General features: G+C 50.9%; 21 protein-coding genes. 8 read left to right on the forward strand and 13 right to left on the reverse strand.

All coding sequences use genetic code 11. The features are described from left to right. Nucleotides 1–101 precede the first annotated feature (101 nt). Nucleotides 102–3,113 (reverse strand): AAA family ATPase, encoded by a 3,012-nt coding sequence (locus QOS46_RS05910; protein ID WP_283608073.1) that lies wholly within the window; start codon nt 3,111–3,113, stop codon nt 102–104. 196 nt (nt 3,114–3,309) lie between these two features. On the opposite strand from QOS46_RS05910, the gene QOS46_RS05915 reads away from it, so the two are divergent. Next, the gene (locus QOS46_RS05915; RefSeq protein WP_283608074.1) at nt 3,310–5,331 is read left to right on the forward strand and encodes a urocanate hydratase; all 2,022 of its coding nucleotides are present in this window, start codon (nt 3,310–3,312) and stop codon (nt 5,329–5,331) included. A gap of 19 nt (nt 5,332–5,350) precedes the next feature. Beyond that, the gene (hutI, locus tag QOS46_RS05920; RefSeq protein ID WP_283608076.1) at nt 5,351–6,598 is read left to right on the forward strand and encodes an imidazolonepropionase; all 1,248 of its coding nucleotides are present in this window, start codon (nt 5,351–5,353) and stop codon (nt 6,596–6,598) included. 682 nt (nt 6,599–7,280) lie between these two features. Here the strand turns inward: hutI and QOS46_RS05925 are convergent. After that, complete coding sequence (locus tag QOS46_RS05925; RefSeq protein ID WP_283608078.1) at nt 7,281–8,234, reverse strand: agmatinase; 954 nt, start codon at nt 8,232–8,234, stop codon at nt 7,281–7,283. Between the two features lie 201 nt (nt 8,235–8,435). On the opposite strand from QOS46_RS05925, the gene QOS46_RS05930 reads away from it, so the two are divergent. Beyond that, nucleotides 8,436–8,867 (forward strand): Lrp/AsnC family transcriptional regulator, encoded by a 432-nt coding sequence (locus QOS46_RS05930; RefSeq protein ID WP_283608080.1) that lies wholly within the window; start codon nt 8,436–8,438, stop codon nt 8,865–8,867. Between the two features lie 228 nt (nt 8,868–9,095). Here the strand turns inward: QOS46_RS05930 and QOS46_RS05935 are convergent, their stop codons facing one another. Next, nucleotides 9,096–10,244 carry a GGDEF domain-containing protein gene (locus tag QOS46_RS05935; protein ID WP_283608081.1) on the reverse strand — a complete coding sequence of 383 codons (1,149 nt, stop codon included), beginning with the start codon at nt 10,242–10,244 and terminating at the stop codon, nt 9,096–9,098. Between the two features lie 479 nt (nt 10,245–10,723). On the opposite strand from QOS46_RS05935, the gene QOS46_RS05940 reads away from it, so the two are divergent. Then, the gene (locus tag QOS46_RS05940) at nt 10,724–11,836 is read left to right on the forward strand and encodes a M20/M25/M40 family metallo-hydrolase (RefSeq protein WP_283608082.1); all 1,113 of its coding nucleotides are present in this window, start codon (nt 10,724–10,726) and stop codon (nt 11,834–11,836) included. Between the two features lie 13 nt (nt 11,837–11,849). Further along, on the forward strand, nt 11,850–12,470 hold the full coding sequence (locus QOS46_RS05945; protein ID WP_283608084.1) for a cysteine peptidase family C39 domain-containing protein: 621 nt from the start codon (nt 11,850–11,852) through the stop codon (nt 12,468–12,470). A 92-nt stretch (nt 12,471–12,562) separates the two neighbouring features. Here QOS46_RS05945 and QOS46_RS05950 read toward each other — a convergent pair whose 3' ends face one another. Then, nucleotides 12,563–13,978 carry an MATE family efflux transporter gene (locus QOS46_RS05950; RefSeq protein ID WP_283608086.1) on the reverse strand — a complete coding sequence of 472 codons (1,416 nt, stop codon included), beginning with the start codon at nt 13,976–13,978 and terminating at the stop codon, nt 12,563–12,565. A gap of 191 nt (nt 13,979–14,169) precedes the next feature. Between QOS46_RS05950 and QOS46_RS05955 the strand changes: the two genes are divergently transcribed. Further along, the gene (locus tag QOS46_RS05955) at nt 14,170–14,475 is read left to right on the forward strand and encodes a hypothetical protein (RefSeq protein WP_283608088.1); all 306 of its coding nucleotides are present in this window, start codon (nt 14,170–14,172) and stop codon (nt 14,473–14,475) included. Between the two features lie 134 nt (nt 14,476–14,609). Here QOS46_RS05955 and purD read toward each other — a convergent pair whose 3' ends face one another. The 9 genes from purD to QOS46_RS06000 form a co-directional block, all read right to left on the reverse strand. After that, nucleotides 14,610–15,881: a phosphoribosylamine--glycine ligase gene (gene purD / locus QOS46_RS05960; protein ID WP_283608089.1), complete on the reverse strand. Its 1,272-nt coding sequence runs from the start codon at nt 15,879–15,881 to the stop codon at nt 14,610–14,612. 110 nt (nt 15,882–15,991) lie between these two features. Further along, on the reverse strand, nt 15,992–17,164 hold the full coding sequence (locus QOS46_RS05965) for a phosphoribosylaminoimidazolecarboxamide formyltransferase (RefSeq protein ID WP_283608091.1): 1,173 nt from the start codon (nt 17,162–17,164) through the stop codon (nt 15,992–15,994). A gap of 16 nt (nt 17,165–17,180) precedes the next feature. Then, complete coding sequence (locus QOS46_RS05970) at nt 17,181–17,891, reverse strand: IMP cyclohydrolase (RefSeq protein ID WP_283608092.1); 711 nt, start codon at nt 17,889–17,891, stop codon at nt 17,181–17,183. Further along, nucleotides 17,888–18,538: a phosphoribosylglycinamide formyltransferase gene (gene purN, locus QOS46_RS05975; RefSeq protein ID WP_283608095.1), complete on the reverse strand. Its 651-nt coding sequence runs from the start codon at nt 18,536–18,538 to the stop codon at nt 17,888–17,890. Before purN ends, QOS46_RS05970 begins: the two co-directional genes overlap by 4 nt. Continuing rightward, a complete protein-coding gene (gene purM, locus QOS46_RS05980; RefSeq protein ID WP_283608097.1) occupies nt 18,532–19,566 on the reverse strand; it encodes a phosphoribosylformylglycinamidine cyclo-ligase in 1,035 nt (344 codons plus the stop codon). Before purM ends, purN begins: the two co-directional genes overlap by 7 nt. A gap of 22 nt (nt 19,567–19,588) precedes the next feature. Beyond that, entirely contained in the window at nt 19,589–20,095 is a 507-nt protein-coding gene (gene purE / locus QOS46_RS05985) for a 5-(carboxyamino)imidazole ribonucleotide mutase (RefSeq protein WP_283608098.1), read from the reverse strand. 310 nt (nt 20,096–20,405) lie between these two features. Next, nucleotides 20,406–21,326, reverse strand: a complete 921-nt coding sequence (locus tag QOS46_RS05990; protein ID WP_283608100.1) for an SPFH domain-containing protein — start codon at nt 21,324–21,326, stop codon at nt 20,406–20,408. A gap of 33 nt (nt 21,327–21,359) precedes the next feature. Then, on the reverse strand, nt 21,360–21,797 hold the full coding sequence (locus QOS46_RS05995) for an NfeD family protein (RefSeq protein WP_283608102.1): 438 nt from the start codon (nt 21,795–21,797) through the stop codon (nt 21,360–21,362). Between the two features lie 202 nt (nt 21,798–21,999). Then, complete coding sequence (locus QOS46_RS06000) at nt 22,000–22,968, reverse strand: LysR family transcriptional regulator (protein ID WP_283608104.1); 969 nt, start codon at nt 22,966–22,968, stop codon at nt 22,000–22,002. A gap of 270 nt (nt 22,969–23,238) precedes the next feature. On the opposite strand from QOS46_RS06000, the gene glsA reads away from it, so the two are divergent. Both glsA and QOS46_RS06010 read left to right on the forward strand, forming a co-directional pair. After that, complete coding sequence (glsA, locus tag QOS46_RS06005) at nt 23,239–24,186, forward strand: glutaminase A (protein ID WP_283608106.1); 948 nt, start codon at nt 23,239–23,241, stop codon at nt 24,184–24,186. Between the two features lie 22 nt (nt 24,187–24,208). After that, nucleotides 24,209–25,675 (forward strand): alanine/glycine:cation symporter family protein, encoded by a 1,467-nt coding sequence (locus QOS46_RS06010; RefSeq protein ID WP_283608107.1) that lies wholly within the window; start codon nt 24,209–24,211, stop codon nt 25,673–25,675. Nucleotides 25,676–25,686 lie beyond the last annotated feature (11 nt).

Here is a 25,686-nt window from a genome sequence, read left to right on the forward strand (position 1 = left end):
ATTTCGTGCTTTCCCCCGCCAAAGGCGGAGGAGAACACATTTTAACTTCCAATCGTTATTTGAATTGGCTTTAGCATACCATGCGCGCGTCTTTTTTTCGTTTAAAGCGTTGTGTCGGCCAGCTCCAGCGGCAGATACAGCTCATAGGCCCCCGGCAGATGCTCCATGTGCTTTTCGGCGTTTGCGCAGCAGGCTTCAAAGCCCTCCGGAATGACGTCAGCAAACTCCTCCGGATAATTCTTGATCAGGATCGCCTTAATCCGCTCAAGAATGCCCAAAGACATGGGAGAAGCAAGCATTTGTGCGTGCCTTTCCGCCTCAGCCAGCAGGGATTTGGAGTCCTTAAAGTTTCCCTCTGCCGCATACAGCAACGCGCAATAAGACTTGGTAATTCCGCGACCCACCAGAATGCTCGAAGCATCGTACAGCTTGTTTGCGGTGAAGAAACGGTCGGCTGCCTGCTCCTTCTTTCCCATCGCAAGCAACGCCCTCGCCTGATTGGAATAGAACGTAGGATTCTTGGGGTATTTGCGGTCACTGCAAATTTCAAGCGCACGGTCGTAGTATTCAAGCGAGCGTTCAAAATTCTGCTGCTTGCGCTCCACCTCTCCCAGATAATTATAGCAAGCCGCTAAATTCAAAACGTAGTTCTGAGCGTCCAAGGAGGCGGATTCGAACCGATTGATGGCCTGATTCAACTGCTCTCGGCTTTCATCGTATCGGCCGCACATGAGCAGATACAGCCCCTGAAGGCGGCATTCAATTGCATAGTCGATCACAAGACGGTTTTCTTTTGCAATTTCCATGCTCTTCTGAATATTTTCGCACATCAGCTCCGTATCCCCAACCTGAATCCCATAAAAAGTCAACTGGCGCAGGCACGAAATATGAATCTGCGGGTGTACCTCCAAATATTCGGTATGGGTCAGGCTACGGTGAATCGCCTCCAGGCCTTTTTTGTATTGGCCCTGTGAAATACAGTATTTTCCAATTACCAGATACAGCCACGTTTCTATTTCGGCAAAATCCAGAACGTTCGGCTGATAGTTATACAGACGGATCAGCTCCGTGGTCAGCTCGTCAAAATATTTGGTCAGCTGCTTCGGCGCTTTCAGGGCTGAATCCTTCTGCAGCTGCAGAATCGGGTACAGCTCATAATTAAAGCGGGAGTAATCGGAAAGACTCAGGATTTTATATTGCAGCACCTTCGGGTCATTGCCGGCCTGTGCGTAATGATAAATCACGCGCTGATACCAGCTGTTGTTACGGATCAGCTCCGATGCCTGCTCGTAATAATTGGCAACACGGGCGTGCAGCAGCCTGCGCTTGGAGGGCGAAAGCTGCGAATGGACGAAATCCTGCATTTTCGCATGGCGGAACTGGAAGCGAATCTGCCCGTCAGACACTTTCTCGCGAATCAGGCTGCGCTGTTTGAGGTCGTCCGTCAATTCTATGATCTCCAGCGTGTTGCGATTGAAGATATATTCGACGATGTCGAGCGTGATGGATTCGGGGCAGACCGAAATGGTGTCGAGCAGCTGCCGCGAATCGGTGGAAAGCTCCTCCAGCCGGGCGAGCAGAATGTCCTGCGGGTTCGACGGCATATGCCCGGACGCACTCGAATCCTGAGTCAGGTAGCTCATGAGCAGGTCAAGGAAAAAGCCGTTGCCCTCTGAGTCCTGATAAATATGGCGGATGATCTGATCGTTCAGCGCGTCCGGCCCCAGGCGGTCGGCGATAATATCCTTAACCACCTGCTCGCTGAAGGGCTCGAGCAAAAGCTGGGTGGCGAACTTTTCGCGCAGCAGTGCGTTGATCTGCTTTTGCAACGGCGGCGGCTGCACATCCAGACAGGTGCAGATGCACATAATATTGGGATTGCGCTCCCGGATAATCAGCGAGAGCAGCTCCAGACTGAGGTTATCCATAAACTGAATATTGTCGAAAAACAGGATGATGGGCGTTTCCTCCCCCACGAGAGAAAACAGCTTGAGCACACTGTTGCGGGTGGTGCGGTAGTTGTAGGAAATCATGATATCCTCCGGAACCTGCACCGAAAGAGGGCGGTCACCGAACAGCGGGAACAATGTGTTGATGTGGTTCATGTAGTTTGCAGGAACCGTGATATTTTGGCTGCGGATGTGTTGCTCCAACTGCAACATAATGGTGTTCCAGGGCTGGAGGATAAACTCCCGCTCCTCCTGAAAGCAGATGGTTTTCAGCACGATGCAGGAATCCTCGCCGATGCTGTCGAAAAAATGATTAATGAGGTACGTTTTCCCGACCCCATTATCACCCAGAACAAAAATGGCCGTTGGGGTACCGAGCAAAAAGGAGCGGTACGATTTCATTAAGTATTGCATTTCCTCCTTGCGGCCGATCACGTGTACCATCGGCTGCTCGGGCTCCTCGGTGCTCGATTCTGTCCACGCACTGAGCAGCTCGCGGTGCAATTGAGCCAGCTCGGCGCATGGTGCGATGCGAAGCTCAGTGTTGAGCAGCTTGCTGATGTTTTGATACACCTTAATTCCCTTATAATACAGGCCGTTTCTCTGGTAGCATTCCATCATCAGTTGGTAGACACGCTCGTCCAGCGGATCTTTCTTTACGTATTTGGCAAACAGCGATTCCGTTTCAGGAACATCCTTTCCCACGGTGTGGATCATGCTGTCGTACAGCTGGCGCAGATAATATTCCTTGAGCTCTGTTCGCTCCATATCCAGCCAGTTTTCAAACACATCCGCGTTTTTTAGGCTGAAGCCCTGCATCAGCTCACCGTCACACAGAGAAAAATCATGATTCTTCATGAAGTTATCGTAGTCGATATCGTAACTAAGCTCTGGGTTTAGCGTGAGCAGATGTTTTTTCGGTGATACAATCAATTCCAGATCAAACGTCTTTTTAATGGTATAAAGCGTATGGCGCAGATTCTTTTTGGCTACCTGAGAATCGTCGGAATCCCACAGCAGGTTCGCCGCCTGTTCTCTTGAAATTGTCTTTTTCAGGGCCAGGCAATACAGCAGCGCTTCTGCCTTTTTAAACGGAAGCAAAACCTGCTGCCCGTCTAACAAAACTCTTGGAGTCTGCAAAAGCTCAAAAGAAATAGTCGGCATAAATGAAACCCTCTTTCTCATATTCAACAAAAAAACAGGACAAATCGGCTATAATTTATCATTTGTCTTTTATTATACACTATCTTTTTTCAAAAAGCATCTATGAATTCATTTTTTTTTTAATTGTACTGCTATATTATAGACGTTATTTAGACAGAGCTGTGCTACTATGTATTTGCAAAGGAGGTTCTACCACATGAACAATTTTGAGATCGGTAATGCTATGACAATTAAACTTGACCCCGTTCTGCCGGAATATCCCACCTTCAAAGAGGGGGTTCGCCGCGCACCGAAGCGTGAATTGACCTTGAACGAAAGAGAGATCAAACTCGCTCTGAAAAACGCGCTGCGTTATGTTCCTGAAGAGCTTCACGAGCAGCTTGCTCCGGAATTTTTGGAGGAGCTGATGACACGGGGCCGTATCTACGGCTATCGCTTTATGCCGAAGGATCGCATCTACGGCAAGCCCATCGACGAGTACAAGGGCAACTGCACGGAAGGTAAAGCGTTCCAGGTCATGATCGACAACAATCTGGATCACGCCGTCTCCCTGTACCCCTACGAGCTGGTCACTTACGGCGAGACCGGCCAGGTCTGCCAGAACTGGATGCAGTATCAGTTAATTAAAAAATATTTGGAAGCGCTGACTGACGAACAGACGCTTGTCATGATGTCTGGCCACCCGATGGGCCTGTTTAAGTCCCATAAGACCAGCCCCCGCGTAGTGATCACCAACGGCCTGATGGTCGGCATGTTTGATAATCCCCACGACTGGGCAAAGACCACCGCAATGGGCTGTTCCAGCTATGGCCAGATGACCGCTGGCGGCTGGATGTACATTGGTCCGCAGGGCATTGTTCACGGCACCTTCAACACACTGCTGAACGCAGGCCGCAAGGTTCTGGGCATTCCGCAGGACGGCGATCTGCGCGGACACCTGTTTGTCACCTCCGGCCTCGGCGGCATGAGCGGCGCGCAGCCGAAGGCGGTTGAAATCGCCGGCGGCGTTGGCATTATTGCTGAAGTGGACGCTTCCCGTATTGAAACCCGCCACAGCCAGGGCTGGGTCGGCAAGGTAGCCGAAACCATTGAGGATGCTTTTACCTGGGCTAAAGAGGCCATGGAAAAGAAAGAAGTTCTTTCCATCGCTTATCACGGCAATATTGTGGATTTGCTCCAGTACGCCGTGGATCACAACATTCGCATCGACCTGCTCTCCGACCAGACCTCCTGCCATGTGCCGTACGACGGCGGCTACTGCCCGCAGGGAATGAGCTTTGATGAGCGCACCGAAATGTTGGCCAATGATAAGGATACCTTCTGCAAGAAGGTTGACGAGTCCCTCATCAAGCACTTCCACCTGGTTAAAACGCTGGTGGAGCGCGGCACTTACTTCTTTGATTACGGCAACGCCTTTATGAAGGCCGTATTTGATGCCGGCGCGAAAGATATTGCCAAAAACGGCGAGGACACCAGCGAAGGCTTTATCTTCCCCTCTTACGTGGAAGACATCATGGGCCCGATGCTGTTCGACTATGGTTATGGCCCGTTCCGCTGGTGCTGCCTGTCCGGCAAACCGGAGGATCTGCGCAAGACCGACCACGCAGCCATGTCTGTGATCGACCCCAACCGCCGCGGCGCAGACCGTGACAACTATATCTGGATCCGCGACGCGGAAGAGCATAAGCTGGTTGTTGGTACCCAGTGCCGTATTCTGTACCAGGATGCGCTCGGCCGCCGCGACATTGCTCTGAAGTTTAACGAGATGGTTCGAAACGGTGAAATCGGCCCCGTTATGCTCGGCCGCGACCACCACGACACCGGCGGAACCGATTCTCCCTTCCGTGAGACCTCGAACATCTATGACGGCAGCAACGTGACCGCCGACATGGCGATTCAGTGCTACGCGGGCAACGCGGGCCGCGGCATGAGCCTGGTGGCTCTGCACAACGGCGGCGGTGTCGGCATCAGCAAGTCCATCAACGGCGGCTTCGGCATGGTACTCGACGGCAGCAAGCGCGTAGACGACATTCTGATGGCTTCGATCCCGTGGGATACCATGATCGGTGTAGCCAGAAGAAGCTGGGCTCGCTGCGAGCATTCCATCGAGACCGTTGCGGAATACAACCAGACCCGCGAGGGCCAGGATGCAATCACCATGCCCTATATTGCCTCTGATGATCTGATCAACAAAACCTACGAGAAAATCGTGAAATAAGAAACCGGAGGAACCGATCATGAGCAAAAAACTGATCTGCCATGCCGCAGAGCTAGTCACCTGCGCCGGAAAAGGGCCGAAACACGGAAAAGACATGTCCGACATCGGAATGATCAAGGACGGCGCGGTTCTGATCGACGGTGACAAGATTGTTGCCGTTGGCACTACCGAGCAGCTCAGGCAGCAATGCAGCGGAATTGCCTGCGAGATCATTGACGCGACAGGCAAAACGGTTTTGCCAGGATTTGTAGATTCCCACACGCACTTTGTTTTCGGCGGTTACCGCGCAGACGAATTCTCTTGGCGCCTGCACGGCGACAGCTATATGTCCATTATGGAACGCGGCGGCGGAATTAATGCGACTGTTTCGAAAACTCGCGCGGCTACGCTGGAAGAACTGGTAGAGGTTGGCCGTGACCGGCTAGACCGCATGCTGGAATTCGGCGTGACCACCGTGGAAGGAAAAAGCGGCTACGGGCTGGATAAGGAAACTGAATTAAAACAGCTGCGCGCCATGAAAGAGCTGAACCGCACACACTGCGTGGACGTTGTCTCCACATTTATGGGTCCGCATAGTGTTCTGCCAGAGTACAAGGGTCGTGAGCGTGATTTCATCGATTTTCTGCTCCATGAAGTTATGCCTGTGGTAAAGGAAGAAAACCTTGCTGAATTCGCGGATATCTTTACGGAAAAGAATGTGTTTTCCATTGAGGATTCTCGCCACTATATGACAGAGGCAAAGAAAATGGGCTTTAAGCTCAAGATTCATGCCGATGAAATTGTTCAGCTGGGCGGCGCGGAGCTGGCGGCTGAAATGGGCGCAATTTCCGCCGAGCATCTTCTGCAAAGCTCTGACAAAGGGATTGCAGCCATGGCCAAGGCCGGTGTTATCTGCAATGTTCTGCCCTGCACGGCATTCTGCCTGAAGGAGCCATACGCAAAAGCCCGCAAAATGATCGACGAAGGCGCGGCGGTTGCCCTTGGCAGCGACCTGAATCCCGGCAGTTGCTTTACCAACTCCATTCCCCTGATGATTGCACTCGCCTGCATCTACATGGGTCTGTCGATTGAAGAGGCCATCACTGCTCTTACCATCAACGGCGCAGCCGCGGTGGACAAAGCAGACCGAATCGGCAGCATCGAGCCCGGCAAGCAGGCGGATATTATTCTTTTGAAATACCCTTCGATTCATTTCCTGCCTTACCATACTGCTATTAACCAGGTCGAAACCGTTATGAAAAACGGTGAGATCGTTCACAAACGGTAAACCCTCTCCTTTAAGGTGAAAAATTCGGCGGAGTGACACTCTGCCTGCCGCTCCGCCGAACTTTTTCTCTCTTTTACCGCTCCCCCGAATATGGGAGAGCCGGCTAAGTGACGCCGCGAATTTGGCGCGGCAGTTCTACGATGCCACCCATTCATTTGCTAATACGTTCTTGCACACTTTAGGTGCTGGACTTCTGCCTTGGAGCAACATTTTCCCGGGATTTTTGGCGGCCGGAATACCTGCCAAAGAGTCGGAACAATGTTGCTCCTCCTCTTTTTATCCTTATCCATATTGTTGTCTGTTCAGCGACAAAACTTCTCATTCTTCCCTACCGTGCATTGATGCCGGTTGTAAACCCTGTTACCGGACGACCCATTGTGAACTGGTACGGCATTGACACTTGAATGAGAAAGCTACAAGGTGTAGGTGTAACCCACTGGCATAGCCGGTGGGTTTTTATTGATAGCTTTAGCGTAAATAAGAACCGGTCTTGCCGGTGAGGAATAAAACGCTTTCGCTTTCAGCGCAGAACGAAGCAATTGATAATAATTATTTTGTTCGGAGTGGAAATCCAGCACGAAAAAAGGCAGCCCTGCTGGTCGGCAGGCTGCCCTTTTTCGTTGAGTTATTTTATGGTAATGATAAAAAGGAGGTGTAAGCAAATTTATTGCCAAATGGCAAGTTAGGAATTGTGGCGCTGTGCCTTAATCTGGTCTTCAATTTGACCCATGGTGTGCAGCATCATGAGAGCGCCAAGGCGTACTGTAATTCCGGAAGGGTCAAATGAAGGAGCGATTTCTACCAAATCTGCCGCGACGATACGGCCCATTTTGGCCACCCCGGAAATGATGTCACACACCTGGTCAAACAGTAGGCCGCCGGGATACGGCGACGCCACCCCGGGCGCTATCGACATATCGAAACCATCAATGTCAACGGTAATATAATAATTTTTCGCCTTGGGAACTCTGGCCAGCACGCCTTCCACGCCCATGTCGTGCGCTTCGCGCGAGGAAATTAAAATGCTGCCATACGCCTTGGCGTCATCAAAATCAGTTTTCTTGCTGCTGCCAATCCCGCGCAGACCAATCTGAATCATGGGGCCAATGTGATCCATCTCAGACAAACGGCGCATGGGGCTGCCGTTGCCGTAACGAAGCGGACCTACATGGTCGTTCCAGTCAAGGTGCGCATCAAACTGAACAACACAAATCTCTTCTCCTATTTCTTCCAGTGCCTTGCCTACCGGCGCACTGATCGAATGGTCACCGCCGAGTACGATCGGCACTGCACCGCGTCTTAGAATTCCTCGCACACCGTCTGCAATTGCGTCGAAAGTGCGTTTTGGTTCTGCCTGAAGAATATCCGCGTCGCCGCAATCTACAATCTTCAAGGGAGCGGCCAGCCGCTGGCAGTCATTTTCAAAATCGTAATACCCTACGTCACCGCGGCTATACTGAGTAGAAGCTTCTCGAATACGGCGGGGTCCCAAACGAGCTCCGCTCATATATCCTACCGCAAAGTCAACAGGCGCACCCATCACCGCGATATCGGCGTCCAGTTGCTCCAGATCAGTACAGATGGGGTATTTTCCAAACGAGCATATACCGGTAATGGGAAGATTTAAGCGCTCCATGAGAATTCCTCCTGTTAAACTTTTAAATAAATTGTTTTTCAAAGCTCTTTGTGAACCTCTCTGAATGTGTATTTATTATAGCATCTGGCCCGGGAATCTGTACAGCGAACTTGTTTTGTGGTATAATCCATTTGCTTTATATTGTTCGGTAAAGCGCGTCCTGTACTTTACAAAATGTTTCGCGCGAAAAGGAGCCGCCCAATGGACCAGACGGATATCAGAATCATGAATATTTTGCAGCAGGACTGCAAGACTCCGATGCGTGAAATCGGACGCCAGGTCGGCCTGACCGCGCCTGCCGTTTCAGAGCGAATTGCCCAGCTGCGCGATTGTGGAGCAATTCAGGCCTTTCGAGCCAAGTTAGATTTTGCGGCAGCCGGCAAAAAGCTGGCGGCCTATATTATGATCAACGTACCGCCCGATACTTATGCGCGCTTTTGTAGCTTTGCGAAAGAGAACCCGGCCATTACAGAACACCACCATATCATCGGGCCATATAACGCTCTGCTGAAAATTCATGTTGCCGACTCTGAGGAGCTGGAGCGTCAGCTCTCTGAAATCCGAGCCTTCGGCATGTCGCAGACCGCAGTGGTTCTAAAAACCTATTTTGATCAGAAACCGCTGCCCGAATAACAGAAACAACCACCGGATACGTAAGCGCTAAGTTTTCAGCAGACAGAAAGATCTCTGTTTACTGAGAGGTTAGCGTTTTCATATATCCGGTGGCATTCTTGTAGCTTTAAAACGTCTCAGTTTGACGGTATGTTGCGTATCAAGGAATTTAAAAAAAGCCACGGAACGTACTTGGCTCCATGGCTCTGGGTATACGAGGGGGGCACTTTAGCAAACAACGAGTCCCGATCAGCTTTCACGCCTGTTCTTTTCTTCCTTCTTCTGCTTGTTTAAATACATCAGTCGATCGATCTGGGTCAAAAAGGCCGAAGCCGTCAACCCTTCTTTCCTTGCAAAGCAGTCGTAGCCAATCGTCAGTCCAATTTTATAGGGTACAATCATCTGCGAGTTAAATCTGTCAATATTTTCGCGCAGCCTCCGGAGAATTTCTTCGAGCTCGCTTGGATCCTGAATTTCCATCACCACCACAAATTCGTCACCGCCGTAGCGCGAGATAAAATCTTGAAGACGGAACGTTTGACGTAAAATTTGAGATACATTTCGCAGAGCCTGATCACCACTTTCGTGCCCATATACATCGTTGATTTTTTTAAAGGAATCCAGATCGATCATCAGACCGGCCAGCAAACGGTTATCTCTGATTTTCACTTTTGTGGAGAGATAATGATCCAGGTACCGGCGATTATAGAGCCCTGTTAAATAGTCTGTTCTTAGCTGATCGTTCTGAATATTAATGTACAGCATCAATATTGACAGCGTGGTGAACGCCCAAATCAAAACGCCTCTGGGCATGAAATACTGCATCACCGCACCGACGGTCGGAAAAAAACCAAACAAAAAAAGGCTAAAAAACTCCTTGAATATCAAACGCTTTCGGTTCAAAAGCAACCGCAAGCTGGTTGCGATAACATAAAGCAGACAAATGATTAGTAAAACAATGACGTATTTGCCGCGATGGTAAGTGTTATATTCATCGAGAAAAAAATAAATATTCCCAAAAACACTGATAACGGACAGCACAAGATTCACGGCCACCGGAATCAGCAAAAAAGGCATAAGGTTCTGAATATGCCGTCGGCTTCCATAAATATAAAAATCCACATACAGATACCAAAACAGACAGATCACTGGATTGAGCGCATTATACACCACCATCGCACCCGAAGACAAGATGCGGAAACCGTTCCCTGGCCTGCCGTCAATCACCCAGATCAGCGTATCCAAAAGCAGCATAACAGCAACAGCACAAATGATCGATAAAAAAAGCCGTTGATCTGGAAAATAATGGCGGTCCTGACGGTAAACATTCCGAAAAACGAAAAACAAGATAATTAATGCATAGCAGTTTAGCTGAATAAATTGAACAATCAGATTCACTGAAACGATAACTCCTTCCGGATATTTTCCCGCGAGTTCTTCTGAGTGCACTCGGGACGCAAAAATCGGCTGGTGGTATCCTGGCCATTACCACTGAGAGCGCCGCACGTTATAAAAAGCGGATGCGGAGCTGACCGCAAAGATAATATATGCCACGACTTCAACTAACCCGCTGACATGATTCATTATGATAATAACAGCTAATCATAACAATGCATAGAGCAAAATCTATTTTTGGTGATTATGCCCTTCAGAAACGATCGTTTGCTTCTCTGTTTTCCGCAAGTCTTACAACGGGAAGTATTCCGCCTGCCGGGCCGATTCTTTCTTATCGTTTTAATCACTTCCGCCTTATGAATATGTATGAAAACAATATGAAAATTCAGGTTGACAAATTTCTTACATCACACTATGATTTAAAACATACATGATATATAGGATATAGCTATCCATTGGGTGGCAGAAAATGAGGTGCAGCCATGCTGACAAACAAAGACCGATTAATCGAGGAGTTTACCAGACTGATTACCACCGACAGCCCCACTCTTGGGGAACGGCAGATGGCCGACTACCTGAAGGGCGAGCTTACCGCACTGGGCCTGGCCGTACAGGAGGATGACGCCGGAAAGCGCTTGGGCGGAACCAGCGGAAATCTGTATGGATTTTTAGATGGTGACAGCAGTCTACAGCCTCTTTTGCTCTGCTCACATATGGATACGGTGGAGCCTGCCTCCGGAAAACAGGCTATATTGAAAAATGGCGTTCTGCATAGCGATGGCCGCACTGTCCTTGGCGCGGACGACTGCTCCGGAATTGCTGCGATCCTGGAAACGCTTCGCGTAATTCAGGAACAAAAACTGAACCACCGCCCGGTGGAAATTCTGTTCACGATTGCGGAAGAAATCTATTGCAAAGGCTCGGAACAGTTCGATTTTTCGCAGGTGCGTTCCAGAGAAGCCTATGTTCTCGATTATTCCGGCCCCGCCGGGACTGCCGCCTATCAGGCTCCGACGATTCTGTCCTTTACCGCCGCTGTTCACGGACTGGCCTCGCACGCGGGCTTTGCCCCGCACAAGGGCATTCACGCCATTCAGGCTGCGGCCAACGCAATAGCCGCCCTGAAGCTGGGGCAGATCGACCTGGGCACAACACTGAATATCGGTACGATTCAGGGCGGAAAAGGAACCAATGTCATCCCTGACTTATGCACGGTTGCCGGCGAGGTTCGAAGCTATTCCCACAAAACGGCGCTTTCACTGGCGGAGAAGGTACATAAGCAGTTTGAGGATTCCGCGTCAATCTTCGGCGCCACAGTGGAGTTTGAGAAAAAGCTCGGGTGCCGGGCTTACGAAACCCCCAAGGATCACCCCGTGATTCAGCGGTTCCAGCGAGCCTGCCGCGAACTAGACCTGCCCGGAACACTGGAAAAAACCTTTGGCGGCAGCGACAACAACGTGTTTGCCGAAAACGGCATCACGGGGCTTGTCGTATCGAGCGCAATGCATCAGTGCCATTCACTGGAAGAATATGCCCCAGTGGAAGAATTGATTCAGTTAGCCGAGTTGACCCGGCTACTGATTACTTTGGAATGATTGAGAGAAGCTTATGAAAAATCCACTGAATTACCAAACAACCGAATATGACTGCGGCCCCACCACGCTGCTCAACGCCATGAGCTATTTGTTCCGGCGGGAGGAAATTCCGCCGGATATCATCAAGCATATTACGCTTTACTGCCTGGATTCCTACAATGGAAAGGGAGAGTTCGGAAAAAACGGAACATCGCGCATGGCAATGATGTTCCTGAGCGACTGGCTGAATCAGTTCGGTAAAGTGAAAAAATTCCCGATTCACTGCGAATATTTGACGGGACGGGATGTGACCATCCACCAGAACAGCAAAATTGTTTCCGCCCTGCAGCAAGGCGGTGCGGCAGTGGTTCGGCTGCGCTACGGCTACTGGCACTATGTTCTTTTGACCTCCGCCGATGAAGCGAGCATTGATCTGTTCGACCCTTATTATCGAAAAAAGCCTTTTCAGCAGCAGGGAATCGAGATTATTTCGGACAACCCCATGAGCAGAAACCGGCGGGTTGCCTATGAGCTTCTGAACAACTCGGGCCGGGGCCCATATGCACTCGGCCCCACAGAAACACGGGAAGCGATTCTGCTGTTCAATACGGAAACGCAGAAAACACCCGCAAACACCATTGAGTATTTTATCTGACATCACTGTTATAATCGAGATCGAAAGCACCGGCAAAAGAGCCTTCGCTTCGCAGTACGAAACAAGGCCCTTTACTGACAATACTGTGTACTTTATTGATCCTGCGCTTCTGCGGCCAACCGCACCGACGCGGTGGAATGGGATTCCGGCAAGGTGCGAATGCAGCTGCGATAGATATGGCGGAACAGCAGCAAACTTGCCACCAGCGAAAAAATCTCCGCGATTGGGAACGCATACCAGACCGAATTCAGCGAAAGATGCGCCAGCAGGTGGGCCGCAGGCAGCAGCACAATCATCTGGCGCAGCAGAGAAATTGAAAGGCTGTAAATCCCCTTGCCCAGCGCCTGAAATACCGTGCTGAACGTGATGCCCACCGCAGCCGGCACAAAGCAAAGGCTGATAATCTGCAACGCCGGAACACCGATCTGCACCATCTCGGGGGATGCCTCAAATATCAGCAGCAACCGCTCCGGTACCACCCAAAACATAAGAACGCCAGCCGCCATAATCAGTGCGCTGACCACAAGGCCGATGCGAATGGCCTGCACCATTCTTGGCTGCTTTTTCGCACCATAATTGTACCCAAGAATCGGCATCATGCCCTGCATGAGGCCGAACACGGGCATAAAGACAAACGACTGTAGCTTAAAGTAAATTCCGAACAACGCCACCGCTGTATCCGTAAAGCGAACCAGAATCAGATTCATGCCCATCACCATCACCGAAGCGATAGACTGCATGATGATTGTGGGGATACCGACTGCATAAATATCGCGGATGATTTTAAAGTCCGGACGGAAACCGCGAAAATTGACTTTAATCTCATGCTTTTTCTTCATCATAACAGTTAGCGAAACACACATAGCGATGCACTGAGCCAGCACATTGGCGATTGCCGCGCCGGGCACGCCCATGGCGGGAACGCCGAACCAGCCGAAAATGAAGATCGGGTCCAGTATCAGGCTGGTCAAGGCGCCAATCAGCTGGAACACCATGGGGTAGATCATATTGCCGGTGGCTTGCAGCGTCTTTTCCACGTTGATTTCGACGAATACGCCAAACGAGAAGATGCAGACAATTTGAACAAACCGGGTGGCGTCTTCAATTACGGTTGGGTCGGTAGAAAAGCCCATAATAAACTGGCGGGCAAAAAACAGGCCAAACAGCGCAAAAATCGCCCAGTTTACCAACCCAAGCAGCAGGCCATGAGTCGCGGCACTGTTGGCCTCTTCCCTCCGGCCCTCACCAAGACGGCGCGAAACCAGAGAGTTAATGCCAACTCCGGTGCCAACACCGAAGGCCACCAGCAAAGCCTGAATTGGAAAAGCCAGAGAAACTGCCGTCAAGGCCTCCTGACTGATTTTAGCAACGAAGAAACTGTCAACAATATTGTAAAGGGCCTGCACCATCATCGAAAACATTGCGGGCACAGCCATGCCCGCAATCAGTCCTCCGACCGGCGCGGTTCCCATCTTATTTTCTTTCACTTCTGTATTCATTGTTTGCATGTGTTCACTCCTGAAATACGGGATCATTTAATTTTTCTAATTAGACTGGAAAACGTCAGAAGAGAAAAAACAATTTTCGGCAGCTATTTTCTTCCCGTAAAGGAAACAGCAACAGGGATTTTTCTTTACTTCTAAGCCTGTCTATGCTATAATTTTAGTTCACAAAGTATGAATGATGGGAGGTTATCAGTTTGAGTAACGAAAACGAAAAAGACACTGCCACGCAGTTTCCCACCTACCGCGGAAAGCCTCTGGTGCGCTGCGGAGATGTCATCTATTACGGAAGCATGAAAGACAAATACGTGGTAAAATTGGAAATCAAGAGCAAAAAACGCGTGCTGGATATGGACGTTGCCGACAAGGTCGGCATTCAGTTAATGTATACCAACCCTGACATTCGCGCTCGCAAGCAAATTGTAAAGTCCAGTGAAAAGGAAGGGCTGTACCTGGCCATGGACATTGCCGATGCCTGGCTGCAAAGGGCTCTTTCGGAATAACGCGATTCGTATTGTTTCGGTCTGTACCGAGAAAATACCTGTTTTTACACATTTGAAACCGCCGGGAATGCTCCCGGCGGCTTTTTGTTTCCGTTTTTACAGGGGAACAGAGGCATTCGACCCTGTTCCTTTTGTCATGCCTGCGGAAGCTTCCCAATATCACGGCGATAGTGGGCGCCCTCAAAATGGATTCCGGAAACCGCACGGTACGCCTGTTCCAGCGCTTTTTCCAGTGTTTCACCCGTAGCGGTCACTCCAAGCACGCGCCCGCCGTTTGTGACAAACTCTTCGCCGCGCAGCGCGGTACCGGCGTGATACACCGTAGCCCCCTGCACCTGGCCATCCTCTGTAAGTCCGCTGATTGGCAGACCCTTTTTATACTGCGCGGGGTACCCGCCGGAGGCCATCACCACACAGGCCGCAGCCTGCGACGACCACTCAATCTCCTGCTCCTCCAGGCGCTCGTCGATAACCGCATCCATAATGTCGATCAGATCGCTTTCCAGGCGCGGCAGAACCACCTGAGTTTCGGGGTCACCGAAGCGGGCGTTATATTCGATCACGCGCGGGCCCTTCGGGGTAAGCATCAACCCAAAATACAGGCAGCCCTTGAACGGCCGTCCCTCTGTATTCATGGCGTGAATGGTAGGCAGAAAAATTGTTTCCATGCACACGCGTGCTGTTTCGTCATCGTAAAACGGATTGGGGCTGATTGTTCCCATACCGCCCGTATTCGCTCCCTGATCGTTATCCAGCGCGCGCTTGTGATCTTTGGAGGATACCATGGGTCGCACACACTTACCGTCTGTAAACGCCAGAACAGAAACCTCCGGCCCGGTAAGAAATTCCTCAAGCACAATGCGGCTGCCGGATTCGCCGAAGATTTTATCCTCCATCATTGAGCGAACCGCCTGCTCCGCTTCCGCGTAGTCCTGCGCGATCACAACGCCCTTGCCGAGCGCAAGGCCATCGGCCTTAATGACAACCGGGTAGCTGTTTTCGCGGCGAATTTCCGCAAGAGCTGCTTCCGGCTCGGTAAACACCTGATACCCCGCTGTGGGAATCTTGTATTTCTGCATCAGGTCCTTTGAGAACACCTTACTTGCCTCGATCTGCGCCGCGTTTTTGCGCGGGCCGAACGCGCGGATTCCCTCTGCCTCCAGTACATCCACCATGCCGGCCGCAAGCGGATCATCGGGCGCTACGACCACCAGATCGACCTGATTGCTCTTTGCGAAGTTCAACACGCCGGGAAGATCGGTGACTTTCAAATCAACACATTCCGCGTCGCGTGCAATGCCGCCGTTACCGGGCGCGCACCAGATTTTTGCCAGCCGGGGACTTTCCTTCAGCTTGCGAACCAGCGCATGTTCCCGTCCGCCGCCGCCAATTACCAGTACCTTCATATTTTCACACGCTCCTGTTTTAAACTCATCTTGCAATTCTGCTTTCAAAAAGCCTTCGGAGTCTTTCCTTTCTCCAGAGGGAAAGACTTGCTTTTTGAGTATCGGGTCAATTAGTGGTGGAACAAACGCAGGCCGGTAAATACCATGGCAATTCCGTATTTGTTACAGGTATCGATCACATGGTCGTCGCGAATCGAACCGCCAGGCTGTGCAATATATGAAACACCGCTGCGGTGGGCGCGCTCGATGTTATCCCCAAAGGGGAAGAACGCGTCGGAGCCCAGTGAAACACCCGTGATGCCCGAAAGGAAACGGCTCTTCTCTTCACGGCTAAGCGGTGCGGGGCATTCGGTAAAGAACTGCTGCCAAACGCCGTCTGCCAGCACCTCTTCCGCATCGTCAGAGAGATATACATCGATGGTATTGTCGCGGTCGGGGCGACGGATGTCCGCACGGAAAGGCAGACTCAGCACCTGAGGGTGCTGGCGAAGATGCCATTGGTCGGCTTTGCTGCCCGCAAGGCGGGTGCAGTGGATGCGGGACTGCTGCCCGGCACCCACACCGATGGCCTGTCCGTCCTTGGCGTAGCAAACGGAATTGGACTGCGTGTATTTCAGCGTAATCAGCGCCACCAAAAGATCGCGCTTTGCTTCCGCGGAAAACTCCTTGTTTTCGGTAACAAAATGAGTGAGCAGGCTTTCATCGATCACCGCATTGTTGCGGCCCTGCTCAAAGGTGATTCCAAACACATCCTTATGCTCCACCGGCTCGGGCACATATGTGGGATCAATCTGCACCACGCTATAAGAGCCCTTACGCTTTGTCTTTAGAATTTCGAGCGCTTCGGCCGAGTAGCCGGGCGCAATAATGCCGTCGGATACCTCGCGGGAAATCAGGCGGGCAGTCTGCGCATCGCATTCGTCAGAAAGCGCAACCCAGTCGCCGTAAGAAGACATGCGGTCCGCACCACGGGCTCTGGCATAGGCACACGCCAGCGGGGAAAGCTCCAGATCATCGACAAAGCAACTCTTCTGCAGCTCGGGTGACATAGGAACGGCCACCGCGGCCCCAGCGGGGCTGACATGCTTGAACGACGCGGCGGCAGGCAATCCTGTCGCCTCTTTCAGCTCCTTAACCAGCTGCCAGCTGTTCAGCGCATCCAAAAAATTGATATAGCCCGGTCTGCCGTTGAGCACGGTTACCGGCAGCTCGCCGCCGTCCTTCCGAAAAATTCGGGAAGGCTTCTGGTTGGGGTTGCAGCCGTATTTCAGCATCAGTTCCATTTCTGTTCTCCTCCCCTTATTGATTCTTATTTATGATTCGTGTTTCGGTTTCGCCGTTCGACAAACGAATGCGGCGAGTAAATAACGAAACCCGATTTTCTTCGTTCAGAGAATTCCAGACCTGCTGGGTGAACTCCTCCAGCTCCTGTGGAACATGGACAGGAAGCGGCTCACCCTCAAAGGAGGGGATTGGACTGCCGTCGCAACGATAGGTATGAATCAGATGCCCCTGCCCGTTCACCGGCGTTTCATATTCAAAAAACATGCGCTGCACCGAGGACGGGTTGCCGCCCGCACTTTTCAGAATCGAAAGGCGGTAAGCAAAATCGGTACTTGCGTTCATCCAGCCAGAAATACGGGGGGTAAAGTTCGGCTCGTCCGGTTCAAAGCTGCGGCTTCTCAGCGCATCCTCAAACGTTTCGCCGCGGCGCAGAAACTCATGCACCGTATCGGTCTGGTCGCCGTTTGTCACAATCACCTCGGAACCGACCACGCGCACCGGCGAATAAATGATCAGAGACGGATCGGACAGCTTTGAGGGGTCAAACGCCTGTGTGCGCAAACCGTCACCCTCCCGCACAAAAACGCGGTTGCGGCTGTTTTCGCTGCGCCCCATGATGAAATAGGCAATCAACGCATACGCGCCGTCCGGCGTTTTGCCGAGCAAAATTCCGCGCCCGGGGTACCCGTTGCCCACAAGGGCCTGTTCAATCGTTTTGGTTGTCATTCGGCTTCCTCCCGTTGTTCCTTGTTAATTTGCAGTACGCGGTTCCCAGCCACACTGAGCCTGCCCTCGCAGAACAGAGATACCGCACGGGGCAGTATTTTCCACTCGGCCTCCTCCATCACTCGCTTCTGCAGCGTTTCCGGCGTGTCGTCGTCGCGGATCTCCACAGCCGTCTGCAAAATGATCGGCCCGCCGTCGCACACCTCGTTGACAAAATGAACCGTTGCGCCTGTTACGCGCACACCGCGCAGGAGCGCGGCGCGATGCACCCCCAGGCCAAAATAGCCCTCCCCGCAGAAGGAGGGAATCAAAGACGGATGAATGTTCATCATCCGGTTACGGTAGCGGGCAATCACTTCGTCCCCAATGATCGTCATGAACCCCGCCAGCACCACCAAATCGGCCTTGCAGCGCTCCAGAAGCGCCAAAAGGGCATGGTCGTAGGCGGATTGGCTGTCAAATTCTTTGCGGCGCAGAACCTCGCAGGGAACCCCCGCCTGCGCCGCCCGGGTCAGAGCATATGCATCCGGCCTGCTGGAAATGACGCACGAAAGCCGCCCGCCGGAGAGTTCTCCCCGGCGTTCGGCATCAATCAGAGCCTGCAGGTTGGTTCCCCCGCCGGAAACCAGCACCACAATATTCAGCATAGAACAACACCCTCTGTGCCCTGCTCCACCTGGCCGATCACGTAGACGCTTTCGCCGGCTTCACGCAGCAGAGCGGCGGCCTTGTCCGCTTCGTCGCGGGATACCACGAGGCACATTCCAATTCCCATGTTGAAGGTATTGTACATGTCGTGCTCCGGAATATTTCCCACAGATTGCAGCAGATGGAAAATCGGGAGAGACGGCAGCGCGGCTTTTTCCAGCTTTGCGGTCAGGCCGTCCTTCATCATACGCGGCACATTTTCATAGAAGCCGCCGCCCGTAATGTGCGACATGGCTTTCACGTTACATTCCGCCATCAATTTCAGCACGGATTTTACATAAATTCTGGTCGGAGTCAAAAGCTCTTCGCCCAATGTTTTGCCCAGCTCTTCCACATAGCGGCCGACATTGCCGGAATCCAGGCGAAACACCTTGCGCACCAGCGAAAAACCGTTGGAATGCACGCCGGAAGAGCCAAGACCCAGAATCACATCGCCCGGCTGCATCTGCGAGCCGTCGATAATTTTAGAGCGGTCTACCATACCCACGCAGAAGCCTGCCAGATCGTATTCCTCCTCGGGATAAAAGCCCGGCATTTCCGCCGTTTCGCCGCCTACCAGGGCGCAACCGGACTGCACACAGCCCTCCGCCACACCGGCTACGATCTTCTCAATTTTTTCCGGATGATTCTTGCCAACCGCAAGATAATCCAGGAAAAACAGCGGCTGCGCGCCGCCGCAGATCACGTCGTTTACGCACATGGCCACACAATCGATACCGATGGTATCGTGCTGATCCATCAGAAACGCCAGACGCAGCTTTGTGCCAACTCCGTCGGTGCCCGAAACAAGAACCGGCTCCTTCATGCCCGAAAGATTCGGACAAAACAAACCTCCGAAGCCGCCGAGGCCAGATAGTACTCCGGGTGTCACCGTTCTGGCCACATGGCTTTTCATCAATTCCACCGCGCGGTATCCGGCAGTTACGTCTACCCCCGCCGCTTTATAGCTCTCGCTGAAACTTTTCAATCCTTTTTCCCCCCATTTATGCTTACAGCGCCTTTACAGCCGCCTGAATCGCCTCGTCCTTCTTCTCCACTTCGTTCGCCATTTTCTGCTTCATCTGTTCCAGCTTATCGGCCAGCGCTTCATCAGCAAGAGAGAGCATCTGGATCGCCAGCAAAGCCGCATTGTCCGCTCCGTCAATCGCAACAGTTGCTACCGGAACGCCGCTGGGCATCTGCACGGTGGCCAGCAGAGCATCGAGGCCGTCAAGTGTAGAACACTTGATCGGAATCCCGATCACCGGAAGCGTAGTGTGCGCCGCGAGTACTCCCGCCAGATGCGCCGCCTTACCGGCCGCAGCAATAATGACGCCGAACCCGTTGGCTCTGGCATTTTTCGCAAACTCCGCCGCCATCAGCGGGGTTCTGTGTGCCGACATCACATGCACCTCTGTCGGTACTTCATATGCTTTCAACCGCTTAATTGCAGCAGATACAACCGCAAAATCACTGTCGCTGCCCATAATTACCGCAACTTTTTTTCCGCTTGACATGAAAACAGCACTCCTTTTTAAATCGTATTCTCATTGCCTCAACCGCCAGAATAAAAAGCAAAAAGCAGACCGCACCCATACAGGATGCAGTCTGCCCAGTTATTCAGAAGCCCGGTTACGACCGGCACATTTTTTCAGACAGGTAACAATCAACAGAACCGATCTCATGCCTTATCCTCCGGTCTCTCCTGAATAATTCATCCTCTTCAGTTTAGGTTAAAAAGAAGTAAAATGCAATAGACGCTGCCGGAAAAATCATATTTTCGTAAGGTTATCATGAGCTTTCATTCGGAAGCACTGCCTATTTTGTCTATTTTGCGCGGTCGCTTTTTTCACCCTGAGAATCGTCGGTGAACAGCTCTTTTACAGAGGTTGCAAGACCGGCTAGAGACTGAATTTCTGACGGAATGATGATCTTGGTGGCCTTGCCGTCGGCCGCTTTTCCAAATGCCTCCAGGCTCTTGAGCGCGATCACTCGGTCGCTGGGAGCTGCTTCGTTCAAAAACTTCAAGCTGTCGGCCAGTGCCTTTTGAACAGACAGAATCGCCTGCGCCTCACCTTCAGCTTGCAGAATATGAGACTGCTTCTGCGCATCAGCCGCCAGAATCACAGCTTCCTTTTGGCCCTCGGCAATCAAAATCGCACTGCTCTTCTGACCTTCCGCGTCCAGAATAATGGCGCGGCGGTCACGCTCGGCTTTCATCTGCTTCTCCATCGAGTCCTGAATCGCCGGCGGCGGCAGAATATTCTTCAGCTCCACGCGGTTGACCTTAATACCCCAGGCATCGGTTGCTTCATCCAGGACGATACGGATCTTGGTGTTGATGACATCGCGGGATGTCAAGGTGGTATCCAGCTCCAGCTCGCCGATGATGTTACGAAGCGTGGTGGCACTCAGGTTTTCAATCGCGGAAATCGGGCGTTCCACGCCGTAGGCATACAGCTTTGCATCCGTAATCTGAAAATACACCACGGTATCAATCTGCATGGTTACGTTATCTTTAGTGATAACCGGCTGGGGCGGAAAATCGATCACCTGCTCTTTAAGAGATACTTTTTTTGAAATCCGGTCAAGAAAGGGAATCTTGACATGCAAACCCGTCTCCCATGTTGCGTAATACGCTCCCAGGCGTTCCACAACGTAAGAGTGCGCCTGCGGAACAATCTTGATGTTTGTGATGATAACCACAAGAACAATCAAAATCAGAAGCCCAAAAATAATCCATTCCATAGTATAGCCTCCTGTTAATTAAATACAGTTCCTTTAAGATTCGGGCGCCACGATCAGCTTGACTCCCTCGATACGCAGCACCAGAACATTATGTCCTACCGGGATCACAATTCCACTGTCGGAACGGGCGGACCAGACGCTGCCCATTACCGTAACCTGACCCAGGCCTTTTTCGTTGTCAATCTCCGACGTAACAATCCCGATCTTACCAATATAGCGACCGGCATTCGTGTCTTCTCTTTTCACTCTCAGGATTTTTTTAATCAGCGGACGGGTCAAAGCCAGCGAAAGCGCCGTTACCACTGCAAATGTTCCTGTCTGAACCCAGATGGGCGCACCCAGAAGATTTGCAATAATCGCCGCAATACCGCCAACCACCATCCAGATGGATACCAGCTGGGCGGTCACAGCCTCCAGGATCGCCGCTCCGACAATCACCGCAAGCCAAACATAAGGATAATAAGCCTCCATCGTTTCACACCTCCCGAACAGAGTACTAAATTGTTTTACAATGCTATGGTTTCAGTTTACCATAAATGCGCATTGAAATCAAATTTCAGTATTGACACTATTCGGTAAATCAGTTAAAAATACTTTTTGATTCTGTAAAAATTTAGTTGCCGTTTTTATTTGTTCTCCATATAGCGAAAAAATAGATTCGGTTATTTCTGTTTTAGTCTGCTGCCAAACCGCTTCGCACCGTCTGATTCTCCCTCATTTGCAGTTCACGGTAGCTTTCCGTCACCTCGTCAATAAATTCCCGTTCCGCGTCCGCAAGCTTTCTGTCCCGTTTGGTTACAATACCGAACTGAATATGCTCCGAACAGTTCATCAGGGGAACCGACACAACCCCATACAGGGAATTCTGCCCAGAAAATTCCGAAATTCCAATTGTAAAAAAGTCGCCGGTTGAAATCAGATTCATCTGCTCGGCCCTGTCATTCACATACACAATTCGGGAAGAATCATTTAAATCGAGATGAAGATTTTCTTCTGTAATATGGTAGATAAAGTCTTCGAACTGCCCAATGTATCTTACAAACCCATAATTCTTCAGCTCCGAAACGTCAATGCCCTGGCTGCCATTGAGCAGTTCATGGCCGCTTGAAAGACAAACATATGGCAGGAAGGTTGCCAGCCGCCTGAAATGCAGTTCCTTATCCGAAAAAAGCTTTTGCATCGTTTCCTCTTCCTGAGACGCAAAATGAATCACCCCTACATTTGCACTGCCGCTGATCACATCATCCACCACGTTCATCGTGGAATCCTCGTTCAGGCGGTAGGAATAACGCTCCAGATTCCAGTGCCGGCAGCAGATGCGGTTAAAACACTCTGCTGTATGTGAAAATTTCGTCATAGAAACACTCATCATACTTTCACCGTCTTGGATTTCGCTGCTGAACTGCTTTAAATTTTCAATTTCACGCAGAATCACTTCACAATGCTTCAAATACTTTTCCCCGTTTTTTGTCAGCACACAGCCCTGCTTTGTACGCTGAAACAGCTCAAACCCCGCCTCTTCCTCAACCTCTTTAATAATATGGCTTAGGTGAGGCTGCGAAACATACATCACCTTTGCGGCCTGATTAATAGACCCGTAGTCCGCAACCGCCTGAAAATACTTTAAGTATTTAATCTCCAATAACCGCTCCCCCTTTTGATAAGCACTCTGAAACAGCAGAACAAAATAACTGCTGTTCTTTCTTTTATCATATCTATCACATTCAGAAATGGATGTAAAGATATTCCATCTAAATTTGTAAAAATTTACCGTTCCCATAAAAGGGTTCTGGTAAATCTTTCTATATGGATTTGTTATAAGCATTATCAACAATTCGAATTACCCGATTTGTTTTATTTGTGCTACTATAATAACATTCCATAAAAAACATTGTAACAAAGAGGTGATTTTATGATGATAGCACAAGATTTTGACCTTATTTTACAAGATTCTCTCGTTTACGGCAGAAGTCACCTTTCCTGCGGCAAGGTTGCTGACTATATTCCCGAACTGGCCAAAGCCGACCCTTCGCATCTTGGAATCTGCCTGATGCTGCCGGACGGCACGGTCTGCCACGCCGGAAGCTGGAAAATTCCGTTTACCATGCAAAGCATTGCAAAAACCTTTTCTTTAATTCTGGCCCTGAAAACAGTCGGCTACGAAAAAGTATTCAGCAAAGTAGGAATGGAACCTACCGGAGACTGTTTCGACAGCATTGTGCAATTAGAAACCAAACAGCTTCCCCCGTTTAACCCGATGATTAACGCGGGGGCAATTGTTACAGTAAGCTGTATTGAACTACCGAATCCGTTTGGGGCATTCCTTGAACTCGTTCGTCAACTGTGTTTTAATGATACTATTCGTCTGAACGAGCAAGTCTATCTTTCTGAAAAGCGCACCGGCCTTCGCAACCGCTCCATCGCCTACCTTTTGCAGAGTGACCATATTCTGGAGGGTGACCCGGAACAAGTGCTAGACCGCTATTTTCGTATGTGCTCGGTGGAGGTAACAACAGAGGATTTAGCCCGCTACGCGCTGATTTTGGCCAACGACGGCACAGACCCTGTTACCGGAGAAGAAATGATAGAGGAATGGATTGTACGTATTGTAAAAACACTGATGCTGACTTGCGGTATGTACGATGAATCAGGTGAATTTGCAGTAAAGACGGGAATCCCATCCAAGAGCGGAGTAGGAGGTGGAATTGTTGCGGCTACAGAGCAAGGGATGGGAATTGCAACCTACGGGCCGGTTCTAAACAAAAAAGGCAACAGCGTAGGCGGCATACATATGTTGGAATATTTATCCCGTAAATTAAACCTGCATTATTTAGCAAACAAAACTTACACTGCGGTGTAAACAAAGAAAGGGTTATTGAAGTATGAGTGCATTTGCGGATCAACTAAATCACATTCTGGACACAACAAACGGCTTTTTATACGGCAGCGTTCTATTGGTCTTACTGCTGTTCACCGGCATCTACTTTTCCATTCGTACCCGTATGGTGCAGTTTCGAATGGCCAAAGAAGGAATTCGGCTCTTGTTTCAGGAAAGTGACGACAAGGAAGCCGTCTCGGGCTTTCAGGCCTTAATGGTTTCTTGTGCCTCCCGTTTGGGCGTAGGCAACATTACCGGCGTTGCCTCCGCCATTATTCTGGGCGGCCCCGGTGCGATTTTCTGGATGTGGATGACAGCGGCCCTCGGCGGCGCTTCCGCTTTTGTGGAAAGCACGCTGGCACAGCTATACAAGGTAAAAACGCCTGAGGGCAGGTTTCAGGGCGGCCCCTCGTACTATTTGGTAAAAATCTTCAAACGCCGCTGGGTGGGCGTTGTGTTCGCAATGTCTCTGATCATCACCTTCTCCTATGGCTTCCAGATGCTGCAGGCCAACGCGGTTACCGCCGCCTTCCAGCAGAATTTCGGGGACTCCCCTCTGGTGGCCTACGGCACCGCAATCTTCATGGCTTTGCTGACCGCCTACGGCGTATTCGGCGGACAAAAAGTAGTTGCGAAAATTTCTGAAGTCATCGTTCCGATTATGGCGATTGGTTTTCTAGTCGTCAGCCTTGCGGTTATTGCACTGAATATTCGCAATCTCCCCCACGTATTCTCTCAGATTTTCTCAATGGCTTTCGACTTTAAATCTATCTCCGGAGGATTCGCGGGCACCGCAATCTCGATCGGCCTGCGCCGCGGCCTGTATTCAAATGAAGCCGGTATGGGCAGCGCACCCAACGCGGCAGGTACTGTAGATGACACTCACCCCGCAAAGCAGGGCCTGGTTCAAATGCTGGCCGTTTTTATCGACACTCTGATTCTCTGCACCGCAACCGCACTGCTCATCCTCTGCCCCGGCGTCTCCTGGGAAGGAAAAGACGGCGGCTACGCCATGCCTCTGGTTCAGGCTGCCGTACAATCACAATTTGGCACCTTCGGCATCTGGTTTGTTTCCATTTCGGTTCTGTTCTTTGCTTTCGGAACCATTATTGGCAATATTTATTATGTTGAAACAAACGTCTATTATATCTGGCACCGCGCTCCCTCCAAGCTGTTCCGCCTAAGCATTGTAGCCGCCGTATTCATTGGCTGCCTGATCAAAGCAGAGCTCGCCTGGAACCTGTCGGACTTCACCATGGCGGTCATGGTTCTGCTGAACTTCCCCGCACTGATGATTCTGGCCAACACGTCCATCAAGGTTTTAAAGGACTATGAGGCCCAGAAAAAACAGGGCAAAGAAAAAATCTATTTCTATGCACCGAGCATCGGAATTCACGATACTGACTGCTGGAATGAAAACAGAGAATCCGAGCCGAAGGCTGTTTCCGCCGAGCCGGTTGCCAAGAGATAAGATTCCCGACT

Origin of the sequence: Faecalispora anaeroviscerum (genome assembly GCF_947568225.1) — a bacterium.
Taxonomy (GTDB): domain Bacteria; phylum Bacillota; class Clostridia; order Oscillospirales; family Acutalibacteraceae; genus Faecalispora; species Faecalispora anaeroviscerum.

Excerpts from the sequence above, each read along its gene's own strand:
- QOS46_RS05965 (WP_283608091.1), bottom strand. The coding sequence starts at position 17,164 with ATGGAACTGATGCTGAAATACGGCTGCAACCCCAACCAGAAGCCTTCC.
- QOS46_RS05930 (WP_283608080.1), top strand. The coding sequence starts at position 8,436 with ATGGACCAGACGGATATCAGAATCATGAATATTTTGCAGCAGGACTGC.
- purE (WP_283608098.1), bottom strand. The coding sequence starts at position 20,095 with ATGTCAAGCGGAAAAAAAGTTGCGGTAATTATGGGCAGCGACAGTGAT.
- QOS46_RS05910 (WP_283608073.1), bottom strand. The coding sequence starts at position 3,113 with ATGCCGACTATTTCTTTTGAGCTTTTGCAGACTCCAAGAGTTTTGTTA.
- QOS46_RS05970 (WP_283608092.1), bottom strand. The coding sequence starts at position 17,891 with ATGACAACCAAAACGATTGAACAGGCCCTTGTGGGCAACGGGTACCCC.
- purN (WP_283608095.1), bottom strand. The coding sequence starts at position 18,538 with ATGCTGAATATTGTGGTGCTGGTTTCCGGCGGGGGAACCAACCTGCAG.
- hutI (WP_283608076.1), top strand. The coding sequence starts at position 5,351 with ATGAGCAAAAAACTGATCTGCCATGCCGCAGAGCTAGTCACCTGCGCC.
- QOS46_RS05995 (WP_283608102.1), bottom strand. The coding sequence starts at position 21,797 with ATGGAGGCTTATTATCCTTATGTTTGGCTTGCGGTGATTGTCGGAGCG.
- QOS46_RS05945 (WP_283608084.1), top strand. The coding sequence starts at position 11,850 with ATGAAAAATCCACTGAATTACCAAACAACCGAATATGACTGCGGCCCC.
- QOS46_RS05915 (WP_283608074.1), top strand. The coding sequence starts at position 3,310 with ATGAACAATTTTGAGATCGGTAATGCTATGACAATTAAACTTGACCCC.
- QOS46_RS05990 (WP_283608100.1), bottom strand. The coding sequence starts at position 21,326 with ATGGAATGGATTATTTTTGGGCTTCTGATTTTGATTGTTCTTGTGGTT.
- QOS46_RS05940 (WP_283608082.1), top strand. The coding sequence starts at position 10,724 with ATGCTGACAAACAAAGACCGATTAATCGAGGAGTTTACCAGACTGATT.
- QOS46_RS06010 (WP_283608107.1), top strand. The coding sequence starts at position 24,209 with ATGAGTGCATTTGCGGATCAACTAAATCACATTCTGGACACAACAAAC.
- QOS46_RS05925 (WP_283608078.1), bottom strand. The coding sequence starts at position 8,234 with ATGGAGCGCTTAAATCTTCCCATTACCGGTATATGCTCGTTTGGAAAA.
- purD (WP_283608089.1), bottom strand. The coding sequence starts at position 15,881 with ATGAAGGTACTGGTAATTGGCGGCGGCGGACGGGAACATGCGCTGGTT.
- QOS46_RS05950 (WP_283608086.1), bottom strand. The coding sequence starts at position 13,978 with ATGCAAACAATGAATACAGAAGTGAAAGAAAATAAGATGGGAACCGCG.
- glsA (WP_283608106.1), top strand. The coding sequence starts at position 23,239 with ATGATGATAGCACAAGATTTTGACCTTATTTTACAAGATTCTCTCGTT.